The following is a 20,473-nucleotide window of genomic DNA, read 5'->3' on the forward strand; positions in this document are numbered from 1 at the left end:
ACACGGGTGGGAGCGGACTAGCGAACTTGCAACGCACGGTTGCGGTACAAGAACTCCACGAGGTTTCCCTCGTGAGGCTGTAGCCAGTCGACTTGCGGGGTGGGAATCGGGCCGAGGTTCAAGCGGTCGATGTGCGTGGCAGCCATCAGATCGCTGCGGAATTGTTCGTTCTTCGTGATCGCCGTGCAAACGAGCGTCGGGCCGATCTCGGCGAGCATCCGCTCTTGCGGACAATCGACGACGCCAACCGCGGGAAACATATATTCCTTGTTGGCGCCGGGACACTCCGTCGATTGGCAGTGCCAAACGGTCGGCCGCAGGTAAGCGCACGTTTCCTGCTCGACGAGTCGCGGGCCGTAGTCCGCGGTGGCGTGCGTGGTGCGGGAGTCGGCCAAGTCACGTTCGATAGCGCCCCAGATCGCCGCGGCGGCGCCGGGGGTGGTGAACGCCGCGAGGCCGGCTTTCGGATCGTCGGGCGGCAGCGCTTCGATGGGCCCGAGTCGTTCCGCCAGCGCGGCGGCGATCTCTTTGCCGTGCCGGGGCGTGTAGATGCTTGAGGCGTTGATGCAGCTGCGGCCGCCGTTGCGGTAGACGCTTTCGACCATCAAGTCGAGATACTCGCGCCAGTTATCGGCCTCATCGTCGCCGAGTAAGATCTTGCTGTAGCCAGGGCCGTGAACTTGGACGCGCTCATTACCGGCGTATTGCTGAATCGTCTGCGGCCCGCCGAAGATCATCGCGCGGCGATAGTTCGAAAGAATCGAACCGCCAATGTCGCCGCCAGCGCCGGGGTAAATTGAAATCGCCTCAACGGGAATGCCGGCTTCTCGCATTGCGGCCGCCACGCGGTAGGGCGTCCATGGTTCTTGAGAACCAGGCTTCAGCGCGAGGCCAATCTGCATCGCGACGACCGGCAGCCACAGCGTGTGAACGCCGGGCGAGTTGGACGGGAGCACGGCGCCGAGGACGTCGGTCTGCGCCTGATAGCTCACGGTGACGCCGCGGCCTTCGTCGCCGTAGCCGCGGGCGAGGATGTTCAGATCAAGCCCGCGGGTAAGGCAGTCGAGAATCTTGTCGATGTTCTTCAGGACGAACGCATTCTTCACCACGTTCGCCTTGCACATCGCCACCGGCATGCCGGTGGTGGCGGAGGTTTGCTCCGCGAAATCGGTCGCCGATTGCTGCGAGTCGCCGACGGCGAGCGTTCCCGACTCGAACAATTCGCCCGCCCGCTTGTAGGCGTCGATAAGTTGGGCTGGCGTCATCGACTGCAGCGCCTGCCGCGCCCGCCGCGACTTCTTTGCATCGCGAGCCACGATGCCGGAGCCAACGGTGTTCACGCGCGCCACCGGCTCGCCGGTGAGAAAGTGCTTGATTTCATCAACTTCTAGCGATTCGTAAGGCTCGCCCCAACGAATGGCAGGTAATGTGATCATCGCAGTCGTCAGCTCGCAGTAATCGGTCTAGTAAACGCCCACCGTCGTTGCGTCGGCCAGTTCGTGGAACGGCCGCACGCCGCTGACGCCGTCCCAGGGGTATTTGGCAAACGGTTGTTCGCGTTCGCCTTCGTCGCGTTCGAGGAAGCCGGGGACGAAGAACTCCTTCGTCAACGTCGTCAGCTTCACGCGGCCGGTGCCGCCGTAGGGAACGACTTGGTCGTAGTTATCAAACTCCACTACCTCCACAACGGCTCGCGGTTGCGGGGCGTAGTAGCTGATTTTGTAACCGTCGTCCTTCGTAACTGGCTTCGAGCAGGCGAGCCCCATCAGCGTGTTGCCGTAGGTGGGCGTCATGTAAATGCCGCTCTTTTCGGGCGGGCCGCCGAAGAGTTCCTCGACGCAGAAGCGGGTCCACTGCGGGGTGAACTCGGTGCCGCCGGAGAAGATGCCAGTGATCCCTTGCTCGGCGAGCGAAGTGCCGCGCTCTTCGAGTTCCAGGCACAGGGCTTCGATCAGCTTCGGCGTGCCGAACATGCACTTCACGTCGTGCCCGGCGCCGAGGACCGTGATCGCTTGGTCGATGCAGTGCTTCTTGTACGCTTCGAGGTGTTCCATCCACCCCTTCTTGATGAGCTTGATCACCCAACGGGGATCAAGATCGATGCAGAAGCAGATGCCGCCGCGATGTTGGGCGAGATGCTCGACCGCCAACCGCAACCGCCGTGGGCCGCTCGGGCCGAGCATCAGCCAGTTCGATCCCTTGGGAAAATACTTGTCGGGCAGCGTGTCGCTGAAGTTCGAGTAGTCCGTACGAAAGTCGTCGATCGCGATACGGCTCTTCGGTACGCCGGTGGTGCCGCCGGTTTCGAAGACGTACACCGGCTTGTCAGCCAAGCCCTTTGGCACCCAACGCCGCACTGGTCCGCCGCGGAGCCATTCGTCTTCGAACGCGGGGAACTTTTTGAGGTCGTCGTACGACTTCACCTCGGTGAGCGGATCGAACTTCAGCTCGCGTTTCTTCTCGAGCCAGAACGGACACCCCGTCGACTCGTGAAAGTGCCACGCCACGGTTTCGACCGTGTGGGCGTCGAGCGCCTCGCGTGCAGCGCTCGCTGCGGCCGAGAGTTCTCCGTCGGATGCCATGCTCGTCAGACTCCAAGATCGTTCGGCTGGTCACTCGCTCGCTGCACGCATCGCCCGTTGAACGGGAACGATGCGCTAGCGGGATTCATCTGACCATACCGGAACGATGTTGGCGCGACAACCGGCCACGCACGCCGAGCGACTTGCGGAAGTCCGCGGGCGCAGCAACGAACCGCGTAAGAGCTGTGCGAAATCAGGCTTAGCCCTAATTCCCTTGGGGGCTGCTGCCCAACTGAGCCAGCACCTGAATCACGCCGTTGAGATGGGCCAGACGCGGCCCGTACTTGTCGACGAATTCGTTCATGACAAATTCGCCGTAGGCCATTTCTTCGCCCGATTCGTTGACCTCGTCGGTCAGCCGTTCGAGGTACTCGACCTGCACGCGGCTCAGCGACTCGGCCGCTTCACGGCACGAGTGAGCGAGGCGGGGGTTCGCCGTCTTCCACTGATGCAACTCTTGCTGCCGCTGCTTGTGCGAGGTCGCGAGCAGGTTGCACAACTCTTCGAGGATCTCGTTGGTGCGATCCTGCGCGGCCAACACTTCACGCAACAGTTCGGTCTGCTCGGTCGCCGTGTGAGCCGCGGAACGCGAGTGGTTCGCAGCCGCAGTGACGTCAACCTGAGTATAGATCGCCGGCGCAGAAGAATGGCTATTCGACATCGTCGAGTTGTTTCCTTTCTGGGCGCCGACCAAGACGAGCGGCGTCGAGTGAATCATCCTGACAAGACGGGGAGTTCTTGGCGCCGGCACACCCTCCGCTGCCGACGCGATCGCTCTTCCGAACGATCCCTACAGTGTAATGGGACTTAAATATTTTTCTAGCGATCGGCGCCACTTACCAGACAAAATGCGCGGCCTAAAGTCACCCCCGTGCCAATCCCGATGGGTTAGTTACCTTGATTGACCGCTTGGCCACTAGGCCACGGCCGCCGCATGGATGCCGGCCGAATTGACGCCCGCCCCGCCTGCCCGCCCCCGGACCCACCCGGCATGGATGCCGCTTCCACCAAAGCGTTGGCCGCTTTTGGGTTTTTGACGGTGCTGGAAAGCCCCGATCATGGACTCTTTGGCGGATACCTCGTGCTATCGCCCCAAGGGCGGCCGCTCGAGTTCCGCTGCAGCACCCCGGTGACTGCAAGTCGTGCGCAAGAGATACTGTATGGGCCGACTTTGCGGCCGTACCTATTTGCCGAGGTGATTGGCCGCGCCTTGATTGCTGGCGCCGAGCTGCACGCCACGGCGATCCTCACCGACCAGCGCGACATGCTGCCGCTGTCGCTGCTGCGTCCTGAAGAAATTTTGCTGGTACGCTCGCTGACCTCCGACAGCGCGCTACCGGAGATCGCGACGACGCTCTCGATCTCCGCCAAGTATCCGCTGCCCGACGACGGCGCCGTTTCCGTTTCGTCGACCGCAGCAGGAGCGGCGGCGGGCTTGATCATCAACGGCTGCGAGATCATTGCTTCCTCCACGTCGTCGCGCACGGTGGATGAGTTGGCGCGAATGCTCGAGCCGCTGGCGTGCAATGTGTTTCTCGCTGAGCCGTTCCAGCGTATCCGCGCTGCACTGACGGAAGCGCAACTCGCCTCGCACGACGCCGCGGAGTATCCCTATGACCGCGCCGCTGCGTAACGTCGCCATCGAGGTCTTGCGATTTCCGCTCGACGCGATCGAGATTCCCGCAACGGCGGGGATCGAGTGCGAACCGGCCGACGCTGATGCGTTTGCGTTGCCGCTGGCGCCGCTGAAGGTCCGCACGTTTGGTCGCGTGCTGCCAGAAGGAAGCGACGTGCGCCGGCACGGCGGAATCTTCGGCGCCGCTCGGCCGATGGTCTCTGCATCCGTAGCAACGCGCTCGCCGATCATTGGCAGCACTGTGCCGCGACTGCCACAGCCGACCGCAACGCGGATTCGCCCGCCGCGCGACGTGGTGAAACTCGAAGACCGGCTCGCCTACCTGCTGCAACCGCCGCTGGAGAATTTGCTCGCGTCGGAAGCGCTCGACTTCCCGTTCAAGCCGTTCCCCTATCAGCTCGACGGCATCGCCTACCTCTACCCGCGTCACGAGGCGGTCCTCGCCGACGAGATGGGACTCGGCAAGACCATGCAAACGGTCGTCACATTGCGGCTGCTTGCGCACCAAGGTCTGGTGCGCCGTGCGCTGCTTGTTTGCCCGAAGCCGCTGGTGACGAACTGGCGGCGGGAGTTTTCTCAGTGGGCGCCCGAACTGCCGGTGACGATCGTCGAGGGCTCGCAATCGCAGCGGCAGTGGATTTGGAATCGAGCAGAGCAGGGGGTGTTGATCGCGAACTACGAAGTCGTGGTTCGCGATCGCGAGTTGGCGCTCAACGTGCCGACGCCGTTCGACCTGATGGTCGTCGACGAGGCACAGCGGATCAAGAACCGTACTGGCGCCACGCACGAGTCGGTCTGTGCGATTCCGCGCTCGCGGAGTTGGGCGCTCACCGGCACGCCGATCGAAAACAGCGCCGACGATCTGGTCGGCATTTTTGAGTTCGTTTCGCCCGGCCGGTTGCGGCCGCAAATGAAAACGGCGCAGATTCGCTCCGCCGTCGGCGATCATGTGCTGCGCCGCACCAAAGACAATGTCCTCACGCAGTTGCCGCCGAAGCTGATCCGCGACGCCGACGTGCAGCTCACGCCGGAACAGTGGTCGACCTATCAACGCGCTGAGGCGGATGGCGTCGTACGGCTCAACGACATCGGCGCCGAGCTGACGATTCAACATGTGTTCGAGCTCGTGCTGCGACTGAAACAGATCTGCAACTTCGACCCGGCGACCGGATCGAGCGCGAAGCTCGATCGGCTCGAGGCCGATCTTGAAGAATGCACCGCAAGCGGGCGGAAGGCGATCGTCTTCAGCCAGTGGGTCAACTCGATCGACAAGCTGCGCGGGCCGCTCAGCCGGTTTGGGCCCCTTGAGTACCATGGTCGCATTCCCTCCAATCGCCGCGACGGCGTCATCGAACAGTTTCGCAACGATCCGCGAAGCAACGTCCTGCTGATGAGCTACGGCGCTGGCAGCGTCGGGCTCAACCTGCAGTTCGCGAGCTATGTGTTTCTGTTCGACCGCTGGTGGAACCCGGCGGTCGAGGACCAGGCGATCAACCGCGCCCACCGCATCGGCGCCGCCGGCCCGGTGACCGTGACGCGGTTCCTGGCGAGCGGCACGATCGAGGAACGGATCGACCGGGTGCTCGCGGAGAAACGCGATCTTTTCAATGCCGTGTTCGATGAGGAACACGCGACGCGTAAGCTACGGCTGTCGCGCGACGAAATTTTTGGGCTGTTTAATTTACGGTTTCCGGAGCCGAAGAGTGAAGCGGCGGCGGCCTAGTTCTGCTCGCAGCGGTTTGCTCAATTTTTGACAGGATCACCGGATTTCGCGGATCGACAGGATCGCTTCGCGAGGTGCAGAGCAACCGCTCTGCTGTCAATATCTTCATCCCGTCGATCTGCGCGATCCGGTGATCCTGTCAAAAATTCGATCGAGACTTTTCGCCTAACCACTTCGCGGGTCGGCCACTCTTCTTGAGTTGTGTCGTGAGTTGTCGCTTGTGTCGCATTTGCTCGTTTTGGCGACACTAGTCGTAAGTTGTTGCTTGGCTGCGGGTTAACAGTCGACACAAATGCGTGGCAGCGTCTCGATGCGGCGAGGGCCGAATGCCGAGCGTCTCATGTTGGCATTTCTGTCGCGTCAACGCGTTTTTGGCGACAGAACTCATAAGTCTCTACCTCGCTGCGACTTGAGACGCGACACAATTGTCGCTGCTCATTTCACAGCGGGTGGCAAGTCGTCGCGGAGCGTCGACATGGTTGATCACCGCGTAACGCCTAGCGCTTGCGGCATGCTCGCGCCTTTGGGGCGAGAGCATGGCAACCGACGCTACGCAGAGCGCCCATCGCCACGATGACAGGCGTTCGCAATTGCGTTTTCACAGGTTCAGACTAGCAAATTTAGCGGCAGTTTCAGAGTAGCGATTTTCGGCCACCCGCCGAGTGGCAAGCAGGCCCCTATGCGGACGGGTGGCATGTCGTCGCGGAGCGTCAGCATGTTGAACTGCAATCATTATCTAAGAGAGTTCAGCATGCTCATGCCTGGGCGGCGAGAGCATGGCACACGGGGGGCCTTTAGAATCGGCCTCTTACGGCTGCCCCGCCTCGGTAGCCGCTCTGGCGACAACCGGGGCTACCCGCTACCAGCTCACGCGTACGGGCAAGAGCATGAGATCCGGCGGACGCCGTAGACTGGAGATTGCAATTCACTTGCCATTGTCCGCAAAGCGATTCTAATTATGCGAGGTATTTGGACCCTCGGATTCAAGGAGAGAACGCCTTAGCTGAAAACTACGAACGACCACAGAACAAGACGTGTGAGCAACGGATTGCCGCGGAGTTATGGCGTTGGCATTCGCTGCCGAAGAAAGATCGTGAGATCGTCATTTCCGCACGCTTCGGTCTCAATACGTTGATTATGTTCTATCTGTGCGAGGTTTTTCATGTGCACAACTCTGCGCCATCTTCGGGTTGGTGGTGTGACGGCGTCGACGGTCTCTCGATCACGATGCTCGCCGAACGCCATTTCTTTCTTGTGGGCGTCGCGGATTGGGCGGAAGGAACAAAAGGCGGGTTTCATTTGGCCCCGTTTGAGCTTGAATTTGAATTCGACGAGATCGGCGCGCTCGATGCGCCGCGAATTGTCGTTCGGTTCGGGCGACTGGATAAGTACGACCACATCGAAAAGACACCGCTGTCATCGAGCCCGTGGTCGTTGTTGAAACGGCGACCGGAGCGAGACGCGGATTGGGCGTTTGCGGTGGAGCTGTCGTAGTCTGGCCGGCCAGCAAGCGACATATCGTCGCGGAGCGCGGGCGTGTCGCCCTGCGACTCCACGCGATTTTCGGCTCTCAAAACTTCTCCTGTGGCCAAACAATCGTTCTTCGGCCAGAATGCGGCCTTCTCCGCCGGAGGCGTTCGCTTTCGGCGCCTCAGGAGTCAATTCGATGTCCAAATCTTCCGCATCGCCCAATGCGCCTGGATTCGCTAAGACGTTTGTTTACCCAGCGCTGCTGATCTTTGCCGTGCCGTTAGGTTCGCTGCTCTTCTTTCTCCACGTCCAAGGGAGCTTCGACGCCGAGTTGCTCGCTTCGATTACGCAGCAGATCAACCAGGATGCGGAGATGCCTGCAGCGGAGAAGGCCGAGGCGATTCAGTTCTTCACCGATCATCCGGCTTCGGAGTTGGTCGCGAGCGGCGAGGTCGATCTGGAGCTGGGTTCCGAGCTGACCGGCTACTACACGATGTTCCGTTGGCTGATTCGGCTGTCGCTGTGGTCGCTGTTGGCAGGGTTGGCCGTGCTGGCGCTCGTCGGGGCTTGTATTCCGATTTCGATGCGCTCGCATCACGCCCAGTATCTGTGTCTATCCGTTGGCTGGCATGTTTTGCGGATTTACGGCGCGCTGCAAACGATCGTGATCGGCATCTTGCTCGTGGCGTTGTCGTTCTGGGTGACGGCCTTCTGGTTCGAAGTTTATTTCGTCAAGCTGATCTTCATCGCGGGAGCGATGGCGCTGCTGGGGATCGCCGCGGTATTGAAGGGCATCTTCAAGCAAACGCCGAGCGACAATACCATCGTCGGCGAGCCAGCCGACCCCGTCGCGAACGCCGCATTGTTCAGCCGACTGAAGGAAATTTGCGAGAAGGTGGGGACCACGCCCCCGGACAACGTCATCTTAGGCATCGACAACAACTTTTTCGTGACCGAAATGCCGGTGACCGTGAAGGGGAAGCTGTACACGGGCCGCACATTGTTCGTGAGCCTTTCGCTATTGAAGCAATTGCATGACGAAGAGGCCGATGCGATTCTCGCGCACGAGATGGCACACTTCAGCGGCCAAGACACACTCTACTCGAAGAAGATTTCTCCGCTGCTCACTCGCTACGGCCATTACCTGGGCGCGTTGCAAGAGGGCGGGGCGTCGCTGCCAGTGTTCTACTTTATGAACTTTTTCCGGGCGCTGTTTGAGTTGTCGCTCTCGAAGCTGCGGCGCGAGCGAGAGTTTCGCGCCGATCAGATCGCCAAGCAGACGACCTCGACGCCGGCGATGGCAGGAGCGTTGTCGCGGGTGATCGCCTACAGCGCCTACCGCGAGCAAGTCCAGCGGCAGCTTTTCAGCGAAGAGGTCGCCCTGGAGCAGGCGAACGTCGCCGAGCGGGTTGAGCAAGGATTTCAGGAATATGCGGCGACGTTTTTTTCGCAGCCCGACGTCGGCGAGTTGGAGTCGGCGCACCCGTTCGACTCGCATCCGCCGCTAGCGCGTCGTTTGGAGGCGATTGGATTGCACATTGAGCTGCCGGAGATGCAAGCCTTGCTCGCCCAGACAGGCAACGGTCGGTGGTACGAGCGGATTGCCGGCGCTGCAGATCTGGAGCGAGCGCAATGGGATGAATTCGAAGCGGAGTTTCGCAAGTACCACGAGCAGTCGCTGCCGTACCGGTACTTGCCGGCGACGGATCAGGAGCGGGAAGTCGTGGTGCGGTATTTCCCCGGCGTCTCGTTTACCAGCAAAGAGGGAGAATTGATCCTTGATTTCGAAAAAATGGCCTTCGCTAAATGGGAGGCGCCCATTTTCTTCCATGAAATTCTGCAACTGCAGGTAGCCGAGGCAGGCGACTTGCAGATTCGCTTTCAGCGAGGCGACGCAAAGCTGAAGGCTGCGGTGAAGCTGCAGAAGTTTCCAAATCAGCAGGAAGTGCTCGACGCGCTGAACCACTATTGGGGACGGTATCAGTCCGCGGTCGCTTATCAGAAGCATCTGGCGGAGAGTGGGAAAAGCGGGTGAGCGCGTAAAACTCCGGGTGCGAAGCCGTCTTAGCGGGCAGCGGTTGTTGTGGAGTGATCTGTCGCTTCGCGCAGCTTGCTGGTCGCTTTTTTCGCCAAGCGCTTGCTATTGGTTCTCGCCGAAGGCCAGAATGCACATCGGCAGCGTGCGGCTCTGCTCGACGGGGCTGTGCTACTGACCTTCTCCCCGGAACAGAACTCAAGCCACCGCCGTCGCGTGATGCGAACCAACGCAGCCGCCGCCGACTCTGCGCGCACCGAGCGAGCCTCGGTATTTGATCTCGAGTTGGTTCCGCCATGGCTGGCGTCGCTGGTGATCCACATGTGCCTCACGCTGGTGCTGGGGCTGCTCGTGCAACGGGCCGTCACCGAGCCGGGGCTCGACATTACGCTCAGCAACGGCGGCGACATGGGGCTTTCGGAATTCGACGCCGGGGGCGGCGGGAGCGGCGATCCGCTGGCCGAGTCGATTGGGCTGCCGGCGATCGACGATCCGCTGACGGCGGCGAAGGCGGCCGCGGCGGTTCCGTTGGAAGGGATCATCGAAGAGAGCGTTGACGGCATCGCGACTGGCGAGGCGCCGGAGTATGCGTTCGCCGAGGAAGCGGCGTCGCTGTTTGCTGCGAGCACGGCGAAGGCCGGCAGCGTCGGCGAAGGCGGCACGGGTTCCGGTTCGGGAGGCGGCGACGGCGCTGGCGTGGGAACGGGCCGCGGCGACGGGCGCGGGCCGGGGCAGGCGATCACCAGCATGTTCGGGCTGGCCGGCGAAGGGGGCGACTTCGTGTATGTGTTCGATCGCTCGGACAGCATGAACTACGTCTACACGCTAGAGGCGGATGACGCGATTATGACGACGGTCACGCCGCTCGAAGCCGCGAAGAACGAACTGTCGCGGAGTCTCGGCGATCTAAAGGCTGATTGCCGATTCCAGGTCGTGTTCTACAACGACTCGGCCGTAGCATTCGGCAACTCATCGGAACTGTTCGCGGCGACGCCGAGCAACATCACTCGTGTGCGCGAGTTCATTAACAACATGGCGGCGGAGATGGGCACCAATCACTTGTCTGGCTTGGAGCAGGCGATCAAGACCAAGCCGCAGGTGATTTTTGTGCTTACCGACGCTGAGGAGAAGGACGATCCGTCGTTTGAGGTGATTCGCGCGCTGGCACTCCAGTGCAAGCGAGCGAAGATCAAGATCAATATCGTTCACTTCTGTTCGCAGGCGCGGAGCGATAGCACGCTGCGGCAGCTCGCTCGGCTGACGAAAGGCCAGCATCGGTTCATCACGCTGCGTGAACTCGCGATTGCGAAGCTGAAGTCGAAGTACAGAAGCAATCCGCGGGCGGCGCGGGAAGCGATTTCAGCGCTCGATTAGCGCTCGGCTCGTTCGAAGCGGCGGAGTAGGTTGTCGAGCGATTGATCGAGCGCGGCTTCGAGGTCTGGCGTCAGTTCGTGGACTGCAGCCGCATCGCTCGCATTCGAGACGCCGCTCCACTGGAGGCGAATCGGCCAGGCGCCCAATTCTGCGGATTCATTGACGCGTTGCAACACGCGGATGGCCCAAAAAGCGCCCCAGGCATCTCGAAACGCAAGCCAGCGGCGCGTTTGGGGCAGTAGCGTCGGCGCCGGGCGAGAAATAGCGGCTGCCATCTCGCCTGCGATCCAGGCGGCGACGAGGAGGCCTAGCCCCCAGAGCGTCGCGCGCGAGGCGGCGGGTTCTGCGAGTTGACCTGCGGCCCCGTCGAAGAGCAGGTATTGGCCGGCGGCGACGAGTAGCGCGGAAATCGCGAATCGCGTGGGGAGATAATTCAGCAGGCCCATTGCGATGAAGCCCCAGAGCAACCACCGCCAGGCGGCGAAGAGTTCCAACCGCGCGCCGCCGGGTGCGACGATCGCTTGAGCGACTGGCACGAGCAGCACGAGCCAGAGCGCGGCGACTACCCATTGCCAGCCGCGATCTTGGGGGCGCTTGGCGCCGAGCACCGCGACCAACGGGCAGAAGGTTCCGACGGCGGCCGTGTATCGCCAGAGCGAGCCGGCGAGCGTCGCAGGCGGCAGCCGCCCGCTGGCGATGGCGGCTTCGACGGCGGCGAGGGCGAGGGCCGCGGCAATCCACCAGAGGGTAGGGGCCGTGAGGGTTGTGCCGCGGACGCGGCGGAGGGTCGCTAAGCCGGCAAGCGCTAGGGTGACCGATAGGGCGGCGACGAGCCAGGGCAGCGTTGCGTGGGGCGGTGTCGCTGCGGTTGGCATGGCTGAGTGGCGGCGACGCGAGGCTTGGGGCAGACCGGAGGGCGTGGCCTTCAGGCTATTGGCCTGCGAAATTCAGTTGGCGACTTAGTGAGGCTTGAAATCGCGAGGATTTCGGCCTCGGTCCGATTGTAGCGATCGGGCAAAGCTGAAAGCATCGGCAAACTTGCCGGTTCAAGTTGCCGGCGCCGCTTGCGTAACGCATGATTCGGCAGCGAAAGATCACCGCCGAATCGCCCCCAGCGACGCGGAGGTTTATTCGCGGTTACTGCACATTTGAATGCTTCGGACGCGACGGCGCCAACTGGGGAGTGAGGCGTAGCCGCGGTCGGGGCAAAAGCGAGGGTGGGCGGGGCTCGGCAACGAGCCTCGCCCGCTCTTTTTTTATGGGCCGTCAGCTTTCAGCGATCAGCTGTCAGCCAAAACGCTGGCGATGAATGCTCCTCCCAGAGAGAGCGACATCTTTTTTCGCCAGAATCGGCTTCAGGCGATCTACCGGCGTCGCCGATACATTCAGTATCAAGAGACGGGAGGGCGAAACACTAGTTGTGTTTTGCTTCAGGATAAAGGTAGCGGCAAGACGACGGATCGACTTGCCGCTACCTTTTTTCATGCGCTCAGCATGCTGCCGTCAACTCGACGGCGGCAGACTTACTTCGGGGCGCTCGGCGTTGCCACCGGCAACGTCGTTCCTGTCCCAGCCGCAGGAGCGGCAGCCGGCGCGGTACCGCCTGCAGCGGGCGTCGCAGCGCCTGGTGCTCCAGCGGCCGGCAGCGTGCCGCCAAGCTCCTTAACGAGCGCTTCGGCTTCTTTGCGGTACATGAACATACCGCTGCCGGCTTGTTCCAGCACCTGCTCAAGCGCCTTGAGCGCGTTTTCCTTCTGGCCCTTCTGCACCAGAATCTTGGCGACGAGGTAGGCCGAGTCAGCGTTGAGCTGGCCGCCTTGCACCGCCTTTTGCAGGAACTGGTCGGCGTCGGCCGAGCGGCCGAGCTTCTGCAAGATCCACGCGAGCGTAATGTTCGCTTGCGAATTGTTGCCGAACCGCTCGGCGTTCATCTGGGCGTAGCGCAGGGCCTTCTCTTGCTGAGCGAGGTTCGGGCTTTCCGACAGGATCAGTGCGAGGAGGTTGATCGCGCCGGCGTTCGACGGGTTGATGCTGAGGACCTGCGTGAGGGCTTCCTCGGCGCCGGCGGCGTCGTTGCGCATCTTGGCGACGAGGCCGTCGAGCATCAACGCATTTTCCGAGGTCGGAGCGTTCTTCCGCATTTCCTCGGCGACGACCTGGGCCTTGTCGAGCTGATCTTGTTGGATCAACCACTCAGCATAGGCGCGGGCCGTGGCTTCGTTCTTGCCATCTTCTTTGAAGGCTTGCTCAAACGCCTTGCGGGCTTCGTCGAGCTTATTGTCTTGGGTGAAAAGCTGGCCAAGAACGACGTACGGGTGGTTCGACTGCGTGTTGAGTTCGCGGGCCTTCTTGAATTCGTTGAAGGCTTCGGCCGGCTTCTTCAGGCGGAACTGCGTTTCGCCGAGGCGGGTGTGAGCGGCGGCGCTATCGGGATCGAGCTCGACCCACTTCACGAGCAGCGCGTTGGCAGGTTCCCATTGCTGACGGCGTTGGTGGACGGCAGCGAGGCCGGCCAGGACGCGGATCTGGAAGTTCTGCTGACGCTTCACGTTGTCGCTGAACTTATCGACGAGCGCTTTCGCCTTCTCGAAGAGGGCGTGCGACTCGGTCGTGCGGCCTTCGGCGAACGCGAGGTCGGCGAGCAGCAGGTAAGCTTCGGGATCGTCAGGATAGTTGGTGACGGTCGATTCGAGGGCGGCGCGGGCTTGTTCGCCGTTGCGAGCAAACACGAACAACTTCGCGAGCAGCAGGTCGACCGGCGGCAGCTTGGGATACTTCTGCTTCGCAAGTTCGAGGTATTCCTTCGCGCCTTTGACGTCGCTGTTCTTGAACCGCTGCAGCGCACTGTCGACTTCAGGGTAAGCCTGGTTCGAGAGCGAGACGGAGTCGCCGATCAGGTTCTCAACGGTGAAGGGATCTTGCGGAGCGGCGACGCCGCCGGGGGCAGCGGCCGGAGCGCCGGGCGCGCCTGCGGCAGGAGCGCCTGCGCCGGGGGCGGCCGGGGTGGTCGCCTGGGCGTGAGCGTCCCCTGGCTGAATGCCGATCACCGCGGCGACCAGAGCTGCGGAGCTCAGGCCAAGAGCGCCGCGAAACGTGCGCGAAGTCATGATCAACCTTTCTGAGTAGTTGCCCCCCGACGCGCGGGCTTCGCGCGTCGGAGTTTGAATTGCTGTGCTTTGCCTGGGCGGGGAGGGACGCCGCGGGGGGCGCTTCCCAGCATTCTAGACGAAGTCGAGGGGTCGGCGACACTAGATTCTAGGGAGTCGGGGCTCCAGGGCCATGGGGCGGGGACGAGTTGCAGAACTGTAGCGATCGTACCGATTGGGCGACTTTCGGCGGGGACTGCCGGGCAAGCCGTGACGGGCGCTCAGCCCGACGCTGGAGCGTTCTCAAGAGGTGAAGTCAAGGAAGCGGATGGGCTCGCTTGCTCGACTCTGTGGGCCGCTCCGCCTATATTGAAGTTCTTCCAGGCGGCCTGCAGCGCGTTTCAGAGGATTGGGACGCGGCCCCGCCTTCTCTTGCTCCGCGAAGGAACCTCAAGCTTTGTTGGTCGGGCCAGTCTTTACCCGAGAGTTGGCGACGGCCCCGCGGTCTTGGCGGCTCTACCTCTCGCGAGCCATCTATACTGGCGCCCTGTTTGGGCTCGTTTGTACGGCTTGGCTGATCCTCTTTGGGTCGCAGCCGATTCGGACGCTCGGCGATTTGTCCCGTTTCGGCGCCGCCGTGTTCGCGCTGTTGGCGCCGGTGCAGCTGGCGATGGCGATTGGGTTTTCCGCGTTACTGACGGCGGCGGCAGTCGCTCAGGAAAAAGATCGGCGGACGCTCGACCTCCTGCTGATGACGCGGATGACCAATTCGGAACTGGTCTTGGGAAAGATGCTGGCGAGCATGCTCACCGTGTTGGTGCTTATTTTTTCCGCCGTGCCGTTGTTCATGCTGCTCGCGTTGCTGGGAGGCGTGTCGCATCCGCAGATATTGCGTGTGATCGGCGTAACGCTCGCTGCCGCGGCCGCTGCAGGTAGCCTCGGTTCAACAATCGCACTATGGCGTGAAAAGACATTTCAAACGCTCGCAATGACGGCGCTCGCGCTCATGCTATGGTTGCTCGCGGGCGAGGGAATCGCGGCCCTGGCGACTGACGAGCCACTGGCCCTTGGGGTCGATGCATCGCACTGGGCGATCGCCGTCAGTCCGCTGCGGGCGATCTTTGCCGCCGCGGCGCCACGGACGGAGTTCACGCCGATGTTCGGCGGCGCTCCGTGGCTGGGCGCGTCGTCCGATGTGTTCACGATCGCCGCCGCGGGAATGGCAGCGGCGCTCAACGTGCTGGCGATCCTGCTGGTGCGCGTCTGGAACCCGACGCGCGAGGCGCGTCCGCAAACTGCCGACGAAACGCACAGCGAAATCGCCGAGTCGGCCGCGCCGCGCGACGTCCATGCCGCGCCAGGCCGAACGAAGGAAGTGTGGGACAACCCGATTTTGTGGCGGGAGATCTGCACGTGGGCCTACGGCAAGAAGGTCGTCGTCGTGCGGATCGCGTATCTGGCGATTTTCGCCGCGTGCGCTTGGGCTGTTTACGGCATTCTGAAAACGGATCCGGTGAATGCTGCAGGCGGCGCGCTGCCCGACGCTTCGCGGCCGCTCGTACCGCTATTGGTATTGGGCCTCGTGCTGGTGAACGCGCTCGCGGTGACGTCGATCACCAATGAACGCGACTCGGGGGCGCTCGACCTGCTGCTGGTGACCGACCTGACGCCGAAGGAGATCATCTTCGGCAAGCTGTGGGGCGTGCTGTTCAACGCGAAAGAGATGATCGTGCTGCCGGCGCTGCTGTGCGTCGTCTGTTGGTGGTACGAGCGGATCTCTACCGAAAACCTGCTGTTCATGCTCGGCAGTCTGGCGGTGCTGAATGCATTCGTCGCGATGCTGGGCGTCCATTCGGGAATGACCTACCCGAACTCGCGGTCGGCCGTCGGCGTGAGCATTGGAACGCTGTTGTTCCTGCTACTCGGCGTGGCCGTTTGTATGCGGATGATGGTGGCGTTCCAAGCGAATTTTGAAAATCAGCTGTTGTCGTTTGCGGCGTTCATGCTCGGCGGCGGGGCAGGGCTGTTCTTCGCGCTCGGACGGCGAAATCCTTCGCCCGCTATCTGGTGGGCGTCGATGCTCGCGCCGTTCGCGACGTTCTATGTGATCTCCACGTTCTTGCAATTGAGCTACGGGGCGGCAGCGCTCGTGACCATTTTGATGTACGGCTTCGCGACGGCGACGCTGTTGATTCCGGCCATCTTCGAATTCGACGTCGCCACCGGGCGAACGACGGCGCGAGATGTTTAGCTGTCCGCTCACGCGGCATGGCGCGCGATGATCCAAGAATTCGGCTTCCACTTTATCGCGATGCTCGTGCTGACGGCCCTCTCGGCCTTCTGCTCGTGCGCCGAGGCGGCCATCTTTTCGCTGCAGCCCGACGATCGCCGGACGCTGCAAAAAGGGAATGCGGCGCAACGCACTGCGGTGGAACTGCTCGGCCGACCCGATCGGCTGCTGACGGCGATCTTGTTTTGGAACCTGCTGTTCAGCTTCGGGTTCTTCGTGGTTGGCGCCGACGTTGAACATCGACTCCGTACGAGTGGCCGCACCACTGAGCTGACCATCCTGATCGTCAGCTCGCTGCTCGCGATGATCATTTTCGGCGAGATGCTCCCCAAGACGATCGGCGTGCAACAGCCGCGCGTCTTCGCAAGCCTCTGCAGTTTGCCGCTCGCCATCATGGTCCGCGTCATTGATCCGATGATGCCGGTCTTCGCCGCGGCGAACAATTTGCTGCAGCGGGTATTCTTGCCGAACTTCGAGCGAGAACCTTACCTGGAAATTAGCGACCTGGAGCGGGCGATCGAGCTCTCCACAAGCGATGCCCAGTTGGCGGCGCTTGAGCAGTCGGCTCTGCGCAACATCGTCCTGCTCTCGGAACTGCCGGCCGAAGAGTTGATGCGGCCGCGAAATCAGTATCAGTCGTTCACGGCGCCGGTTCACTTGGAGCAATTGCAAGGCGAACTGCCGCCGGCGGGTTACCTGCTCATCACCGAGGACGAAAGCGACGACGTCACGGCGGCGATTCCGCTAAAGCAGCTTTCCACCATCCCGCGGCATCACCTCGAAAAGTTCGCTCAGCCGGTCGTCTACGTCCCCTGGTGCGCGACGGTCGCCGTGATTTTGGACGAGCTTCGCCGACAGCAGCGTGACGTCGCCGTCGTCGTCAACGAGTATGGCGAAACGATCGGCATCGTCACGATCGAAGACGTGCTGGAAACCATTTTCGAAGAGCAGTCGAGCCGCAGTGCGCGGCTGCTGTCTACCTCGTCGATCGTCCCAGTGGCGCCCGACCGTTGGCACGTAACCGGTATGACGAATCTGCGTCGCCTGAGCCGTCACTTTGACGTGCCGCTCGAAGCGAGCCGCAGCGTCACCGTGGCCGGCGTCATGCAAGAGGAGCTGCAGCGGATGCCGGTCGAGGGGGACGAGCTCGTGTGGAGCGGATTCCATTTCCGCGTGCTCGAAGCGGGCGACGCCGGCGATGTAAAGATTGAGCTGCAGATCCCGCCAGCCGGAGGGCCGTTGCCATGATCGCAGCTCTCACGCTGTTCCTCGCCGCGTTGGCGATGAACGCTTTCTTCAGCGGGACCGAAACAGGTTTCTTCCGCCTAAGCCGGTTGCGGCTGGTGATGGAGGGCGTTGCCGGCGATCGGATGTCGCGGATCTTGCTGTGGTTTGCGAATCAGCCGTCGATCTTTGTTGCGACGGCGCTGGTCGGCAACAACCTAGCGAACGATCTCACGTCGCAGGCGGTCGTGATGGCGACGACGTCGCTATGGCCGAAAGGCGGCATTCTGGCGACACTGTTGCCGCCGATTATCGTGACGCCGTTCATGTTCATCTGCGGGGACTTGCTGCCGAAGAACGTCTTTTTCAACGCGCCGAATCGCTTGATGCGGCGCTCGACGCCGCTGGTGGTGGTCGCGGCGGTAATCTTCGCGCCGATTACGTTCGTGCTCTGGCTGTTGAGCCTCGTGCTGCAACTATTCACGAGCGAACGGCCGGAAGAACTGCGGCTGTCGCTCGCGCGGCGCGAGCTGACGGCGATGCTTGTCGAAGGACACGAAGCTGGACTGCTGCGGCCGGTGCAGCGGACATTGGCCCAAGCAATGCTCGCGGTCGCGGCGCAGCCGGTGAAGAACTATGCCACGCCAGCAAGCCGCATGGTGCGAGTGACGACGACGATGAGCCGCAGCGAGATGCTGCGCTTGGCCCAGCGCTACAACCGCACGCTGCTACCGGTGGAAGACTTTCACCAGAAGCGGCGACTCGTCGGCTTCATTCGGACGATCGACCTGTTCCTCGACGCACCGGCGAGTGAGCTTCATCCGGAGCCGTTTGTGGAGCTCAACGAGAACGAAACGTTTCTTTCGGCGCTCGGGAAGTTGAGCGTCGCCGAGGATGCGCTCGGGCATGTCACCGGCGCTGGCGGCAAGACGGTCGGGTTCGTGACCGGCCGCGAGTTGCGGCAGGCGATGCTGCGCGAGCAATGATCTTTTAGCCCCTGGCTCCGCCAGGGGGTCGTTTTCCATTCCGGTTGGCAACGTCTCGCGATGTGGTGGCCCACCCCCGGGCGGAGCCCGGGGCTAGAACACGCGAAGCGGTCGCATCTCAGCGCGAGTAGCCGAGCGACTTGAAGATCGACAGCATCTCTTCGAAGTTGATGAACCGCCGGCGATGGCTCAGCTTGTACGTGTCAATCGCGCGGGCGAGCTCCGCAGCGTCGGGCGAGAGCTCAGTGTAGCTGTTGGAAAACTGGCGGCGTTCGCGTCCCGGGCCATCGGCGTCGGAGAGCGGGTTGCGACGGTCGACAAATGCCGGCTGCTCGGTGACCAACGTGCTCGACATGACAGGACTCCGGTAACGGAAGGGGGTTGGCAGGCGGCAATCGTCGCCCAGGCGGGAGGAAGCCGCCGCAGCGAACTTCCGCGTAAATTTACCTCACCCGGTGCGCGCCGCGGCCGGCGTCGAGCCCTGGCCGCAGATTCCGCACCGCCGATCGGTGGTCGGCGCCGGTCGTACCGGTTGTGCGGGGCTAGCGCCGAATCGGCACGTCGACGCCCGGTACGCCTGCGCCTTCAAGCTGTGCGAGCAGCGCCTTGCTTTCTTGGTGCTCGCCGTTGATGGCGAGCGCCTGCCGAACGGTCGTCGTCGCTTCGCCAGCGCGGCCAGCGTTGCTCTGCGCGAGCGCCAGCTGGTAGAGGAGCTCCGGCGGCGGATTGCCCTTTTGGCTGGCCGCATAGAGATTCGTCACAGCCTCGTCCGGCCGGCCAACCGTGCCGTACGCCATCCCCGCCAGCCACAACGCTTCGCGCGGCTCTTCGCCGGGCGGAGCGGCTTCGAACAAGTGGTGCAGCGTCGTCAGACAACGCTGCGGATGTCCCGTCTGATACTGCAGTTCGGCGGTGATCTGCAGGACGTTGCCGTTGTTGGGTGCGTAGCGCAACGCCTGGTGCATGTCGGCGAGGGCCTGATCGAACTCGCCGCGATGGCGATAAACGCGACCGCGGAGTTCCCAGGCGCCGGCGAGCGTCGGGTCGAGAGCGACCGCTTCCTCGGCTTTCACCAAGGCGCGATCGGCAAACCCGAGCCCCAGCAGCATCTCGCCGCAGCGAACGACAGTGGGGGCATGCTGCGAATCAAGGCCGACGGCGGCCTGCATTTGGATGGCCGCCTCTTCACGTTCGCCCTTTTTCCAGAGCATTTCGGAATACTGGCGGCGGGCGTCGATGTCGCGCGGACTGGCGGCGACGGCGTGTTCGAGCAAGCTAAGGGCCTGTTCGTTATCGCCCCGCTCCGCGGCAGCCACCGCGTCAACCGACAGCTGCCGGCACGTGGCGACCGAATCGGGGACGATCTTCTTCTGTCCCCGCCATGACGCACACCCCGCGGTCGTTGCGAACAGTCCCCAACCGACGCACCCGATGGCAGCCCAACGGGTCGTCTGTTGCGAAATTTGCTCGAACCGTCGAGGGTTTGGTTTCATCAAGCGCAAGCGCTCTCGCCAACGATAAGTTCGGCCACGCGGACGCAAAAATTGTCGTTCAGCACCAACACTTCGCCGCGGGCGATGAGTCGCCCGTTGACGTAGATGTCAGCCGGGTCGCCTGCCAGCTTGTCGAGCGGTACGACGGTCCCTTGGCGAAGTTTGAGGATCTCTTCGAGGTGCATGTGCGTGCGGCCAAGTTCGATCGTGAGATCCAGCTGCACGTCGCGCATCAGTTCGAGCGTCGCCGCCTCGGCAGTCGGCGGGGCGCCGGCGAACTCGTTGAATTTGAACGTTTGGATACCGGCCGGCATCATGTTGACCGGCTCGTCGACCGAAGCGAGCGCCATCTCCGCCTTACGGAGCAGCAGTTCGATGTCGTCTTGCGAGATCGAGTTGTCGGTCGAAGCGGCCGCGGGCTTCGGTTTCGCAGCGGCCGGCGGTGCGGCTGCTGGAGCCGGCGGAGCAGCGGCGCTCGGCGGCGGGCCCGCCGCGGCCATTCCCTCTTGAGCCTGCCTCAGCAGTTGCTCAATCTCATCCTGTTCAACTTGATGAGACTCGTCGGCCATGGCAT

General features: G+C 62.6%; 17 protein-coding genes. 8 read left to right on the plus strand and 9 right to left on the minus strand.

Features of this window, described 5'->3' with window-relative positions:
• Nucleotides 1-17: 17 nt before the first annotated feature.
• The 3 genes from ACQY7R_RS08815 to ACQY7R_RS08825 all read right to left on the minus strand — a co-directional run bounded on the left by ACQY7R_RS08815 (nucleotide 18) and on the right by ACQY7R_RS08825 (nucleotide 3,300).
• Nucleotides 18-1,436 (minus strand): aldehyde dehydrogenase family protein, encoded by a 1,419-nt coding sequence (locus ACQY7R_RS08815; RefSeq protein WP_428305237.1) that lies wholly within the window; start codon nucleotides 1,434-1,436, stop codon nucleotides 18-20.
• A gap of 27 nt (nucleotides 1,437-1,463) precedes the next feature.
• On the minus strand, nucleotides 1,464-2,582 hold the full coding sequence (locus ACQY7R_RS08820) for a hypothetical protein (RefSeq protein WP_428305238.1): 1,119 nt from the start codon (nucleotides 2,580-2,582) through the stop codon (nucleotides 1,464-1,466).
• Nucleotides 2,583-2,787: 205 nt separating this feature from the next.
• Nucleotides 2,788-3,300, minus strand: a complete 513-nt coding sequence (locus ACQY7R_RS08825) for a hypothetical protein (protein ID WP_428305239.1) — start codon at nucleotides 3,298-3,300, stop codon at nucleotides 2,788-2,790.
• A 273-nt stretch (nucleotides 3,301-3,573) separates the two neighbouring features.
• Here ACQY7R_RS08825 and ACQY7R_RS08830 point away from each other — a divergent pair, with 273 nt between their 5' ends.
• From ACQY7R_RS08830 to ACQY7R_RS08850, 5 genes are all read left to right on the plus strand, one after another.
• Nucleotides 3,574-4,215 carry a hypothetical protein gene (locus tag ACQY7R_RS08830; RefSeq protein ID WP_428305240.1) on the plus strand — a complete coding sequence of 214 codons (642 nt, stop codon included), beginning with the start codon at nucleotides 3,574-3,576 and terminating at the stop codon, nucleotides 4,213-4,215.
• Nucleotides 4,196-5,941, plus strand: coding sequence for a DEAD/DEAH box helicase (locus tag ACQY7R_RS08835; protein WP_428305241.1), 1,746 nt, complete (start codon nucleotides 4,196-4,198; stop codon nucleotides 5,939-5,941). Before ACQY7R_RS08830 ends, ACQY7R_RS08835 begins: the two co-directional genes overlap by 20 nt.
• Before the next feature lie 918 nt (nucleotides 5,942-6,859).
• The gene (locus ACQY7R_RS08840) at nucleotides 6,860-7,435 is read left to right on the plus strand and encodes a hypothetical protein (RefSeq protein ID WP_428305242.1); all 576 of its coding nucleotides are present in this window, start codon (nucleotides 6,860-6,862) and stop codon (nucleotides 7,433-7,435) included.
• A 172-nt stretch (nucleotides 7,436-7,607) separates the two neighbouring features.
• Nucleotides 7,608-9,446 carry a M48 family metallopeptidase gene (locus ACQY7R_RS08845; RefSeq protein WP_428305243.1) on the plus strand — a complete coding sequence of 613 codons (1,839 nt, stop codon included), beginning with the start codon at nucleotides 7,608-7,610 and terminating at the stop codon, nucleotides 9,444-9,446.
• A gap of 219 nt (nucleotides 9,447-9,665) precedes the next feature.
• On the plus strand, nucleotides 9,666-10,820 hold the full coding sequence (locus ACQY7R_RS08850) for a VWA domain-containing protein (RefSeq protein WP_428305244.1): 1,155 nt from the start codon (nucleotides 9,666-9,668) through the stop codon (nucleotides 10,818-10,820).
• On the opposite strand, the gene ACQY7R_RS08855 is transcribed toward ACQY7R_RS08850, so the two are convergent.
• The 3 genes from ACQY7R_RS08855 to ACQY7R_RS08865 all read right to left on the minus strand — a co-directional run bounded on the left by ACQY7R_RS08855 (nucleotide 10,817) and on the right by ACQY7R_RS08865 (nucleotide 13,927).
• Nucleotides 10,817-11,695 carry a hypothetical protein gene (locus ACQY7R_RS08855; protein WP_428305245.1) on the minus strand — a complete coding sequence of 293 codons (879 nt, stop codon included), beginning with the start codon at nucleotides 11,693-11,695 and terminating at the stop codon, nucleotides 10,817-10,819. The genes ACQY7R_RS08850 and ACQY7R_RS08855 overlap by 4 nt on opposite strands.
• Before the next feature lie 412 nt (nucleotides 11,696-12,107).
• Complete coding sequence (locus ACQY7R_RS08860) at nucleotides 12,108-12,305, minus strand: hypothetical protein (protein ID WP_428305246.1); 198 nt, start codon at nucleotides 12,303-12,305, stop codon at nucleotides 12,108-12,110.
• A 38-nt stretch (nucleotides 12,306-12,343) separates the two neighbouring features.
• Entirely contained in the window at nucleotides 12,344-13,927 is a 1,584-nt protein-coding gene (locus tag ACQY7R_RS08865) for a tetratricopeptide repeat protein (protein ID WP_428305247.1), read from the minus strand.
• A gap of 436 nt (nucleotides 13,928-14,363) precedes the next feature.
• Between ACQY7R_RS08865 and ACQY7R_RS08870 the strand changes: the two genes are divergently transcribed.
• The 3 genes from ACQY7R_RS08870 to ACQY7R_RS08880 are packed head-to-tail and all read left to right on the plus strand — an operon-like array spanning nucleotide 14,364 to nucleotide 18,406.
• A complete protein-coding gene (locus ACQY7R_RS08870; RefSeq protein WP_428305248.1) occupies nucleotides 14,364-16,157 on the plus strand; it encodes an ABC transporter permease in 1,794 nt (597 codons plus the stop codon).
• Nucleotides 16,158-16,184: 27 nt separating this feature from the next.
• Entirely contained in the window at nucleotides 16,185-17,444 is a 1,260-nt protein-coding gene (locus ACQY7R_RS08875; protein WP_428305249.1) for a CNNM domain-containing protein, read from the plus strand.
• Nucleotides 17,441-18,406 carry a CNNM domain-containing protein gene (locus ACQY7R_RS08880; protein ID WP_428305250.1) on the plus strand — a complete coding sequence of 322 codons (966 nt, stop codon included), beginning with the start codon at nucleotides 17,441-17,443 and terminating at the stop codon, nucleotides 18,404-18,406. Before ACQY7R_RS08875 ends, ACQY7R_RS08880 begins: the two co-directional genes overlap by 4 nt.
• Before the next feature lie 118 nt (nucleotides 18,407-18,524).
• On the opposite strand, the gene ACQY7R_RS08885 is transcribed toward ACQY7R_RS08880, so the two are convergent.
• From ACQY7R_RS08885 to fliN, 3 genes are all read right to left on the minus strand, one after another.
• On the minus strand, nucleotides 18,525-18,761 hold the full coding sequence (locus tag ACQY7R_RS08885; RefSeq protein ID WP_428305251.1) for a hypothetical protein: 237 nt from the start codon (nucleotides 18,759-18,761) through the stop codon (nucleotides 18,525-18,527).
• Between the two features lie 187 nt (nucleotides 18,762-18,948).
• Nucleotides 18,949-19,899 carry a tetratricopeptide repeat protein gene (locus ACQY7R_RS08890; protein ID WP_428305252.1) on the minus strand — a complete coding sequence of 317 codons (951 nt, stop codon included), beginning with the start codon at nucleotides 19,897-19,899 and terminating at the stop codon, nucleotides 18,949-18,951.
• A complete protein-coding gene (fliN, locus tag ACQY7R_RS08895) occupies nucleotides 19,899-20,468 on the minus strand; it encodes a flagellar motor switch protein FliN (RefSeq protein ID WP_428305253.1) in 570 nt (189 codons plus the stop codon). The genes ACQY7R_RS08890 and fliN overlap by 1 nt, the downstream gene beginning before the upstream one ends.
• Between the last annotated feature and the right edge of the window lie 5 nt (nucleotides 20,469-20,473).

This window comes from Lacipirellula sp. (assembly GCF_965279485.1).
In the GTDB taxonomy this organism is placed as follows: Bacteria; Planctomycetota; Planctomycetia; order Pirellulales; family Lacipirellulaceae; genus Lacipirellula.

What these genes read in the sequence shown, in the direction of transcription:
- ACQY7R_RS08835 (WP_428305241.1), top strand. Translation starts at nt 4,196, where the DNA reads ATGACCGCGCCGCTGCGTAACGTCGCCATCGAGGTCTTGCGATTTCCG.
- ACQY7R_RS08850 (WP_428305244.1), top strand. Translation starts at nt 9,666, where the DNA reads ATGCGAACCAACGCAGCCGCCGCCGACTCTGCGCGCACCGAGCGAGCC.
- ACQY7R_RS08845 (WP_428305243.1), top strand. Translation starts at nt 7,608, where the DNA reads ATGTCCAAATCTTCCGCATCGCCCAATGCGCCTGGATTCGCTAAGACG.
- ACQY7R_RS08865 (WP_428305247.1), bottom strand. Translation starts at nt 13,927, where the DNA reads ATGACTTCGCGCACGTTTCGCGGCGCTCTTGGCCTGAGCTCCGCAGCT.
- ACQY7R_RS08880 (WP_428305250.1), top strand. Translation starts at nt 17,441, where the DNA reads ATGATCGCAGCTCTCACGCTGTTCCTCGCCGCGTTGGCGATGAACGCT.
- ACQY7R_RS08815 (WP_428305237.1), bottom strand. Translation starts at nt 1,436, where the DNA reads ATGATCACATTACCTGCCATTCGTTGGGGCGAGCCTTACGAATCGCTA.
- ACQY7R_RS08825 (WP_428305239.1), bottom strand. Translation starts at nt 3,300, where the DNA reads ATGATTCACTCGACGCCGCTCGTCTTGGTCGGCGCCCAGAAAGGAAAC.
- ACQY7R_RS08830 (WP_428305240.1), top strand. Translation starts at nt 3,574, where the DNA reads ATGGATGCCGCTTCCACCAAAGCGTTGGCCGCTTTTGGGTTTTTGACG.
- ACQY7R_RS08820 (WP_428305238.1), bottom strand. Translation starts at nt 2,582, where the DNA reads ATGGCATCCGACGGAGAACTCTCGGCCGCAGCGAGCGCTGCACGCGAG.
- ACQY7R_RS08890 (WP_428305252.1), bottom strand. Translation starts at nt 19,899, where the DNA reads ATGAAACCAAACCCTCGACGGTTCGAGCAAATTTCGCAACAGACGACC.
- ACQY7R_RS08855 (WP_428305245.1), bottom strand. Translation starts at nt 11,695, where the DNA reads ATGCCAACCGCAGCGACACCGCCCCACGCAACGCTGCCCTGGCTCGTC.
- ACQY7R_RS08885 (WP_428305251.1), bottom strand. Translation starts at nt 18,761, where the DNA reads ATGTCGAGCACGTTGGTCACCGAGCAGCCGGCATTTGTCGACCGTCGC.
- ACQY7R_RS08860 (WP_428305246.1), bottom strand. Translation starts at nt 12,305, where the DNA reads ATGAAAAAAGGTAGCGGCAAGTCGATCCGTCGTCTTGCCGCTACCTTT.
- ACQY7R_RS08875 (WP_428305249.1), top strand. Translation starts at nt 16,185, where the DNA reads ATGATCCAAGAATTCGGCTTCCACTTTATCGCGATGCTCGTGCTGACG.
- fliN (WP_428305253.1), bottom strand. Translation starts at nt 20,468, where the DNA reads ATGGCCGACGAGTCTCATCAAGTTGAACAGGATGAGATTGAGCAACTG.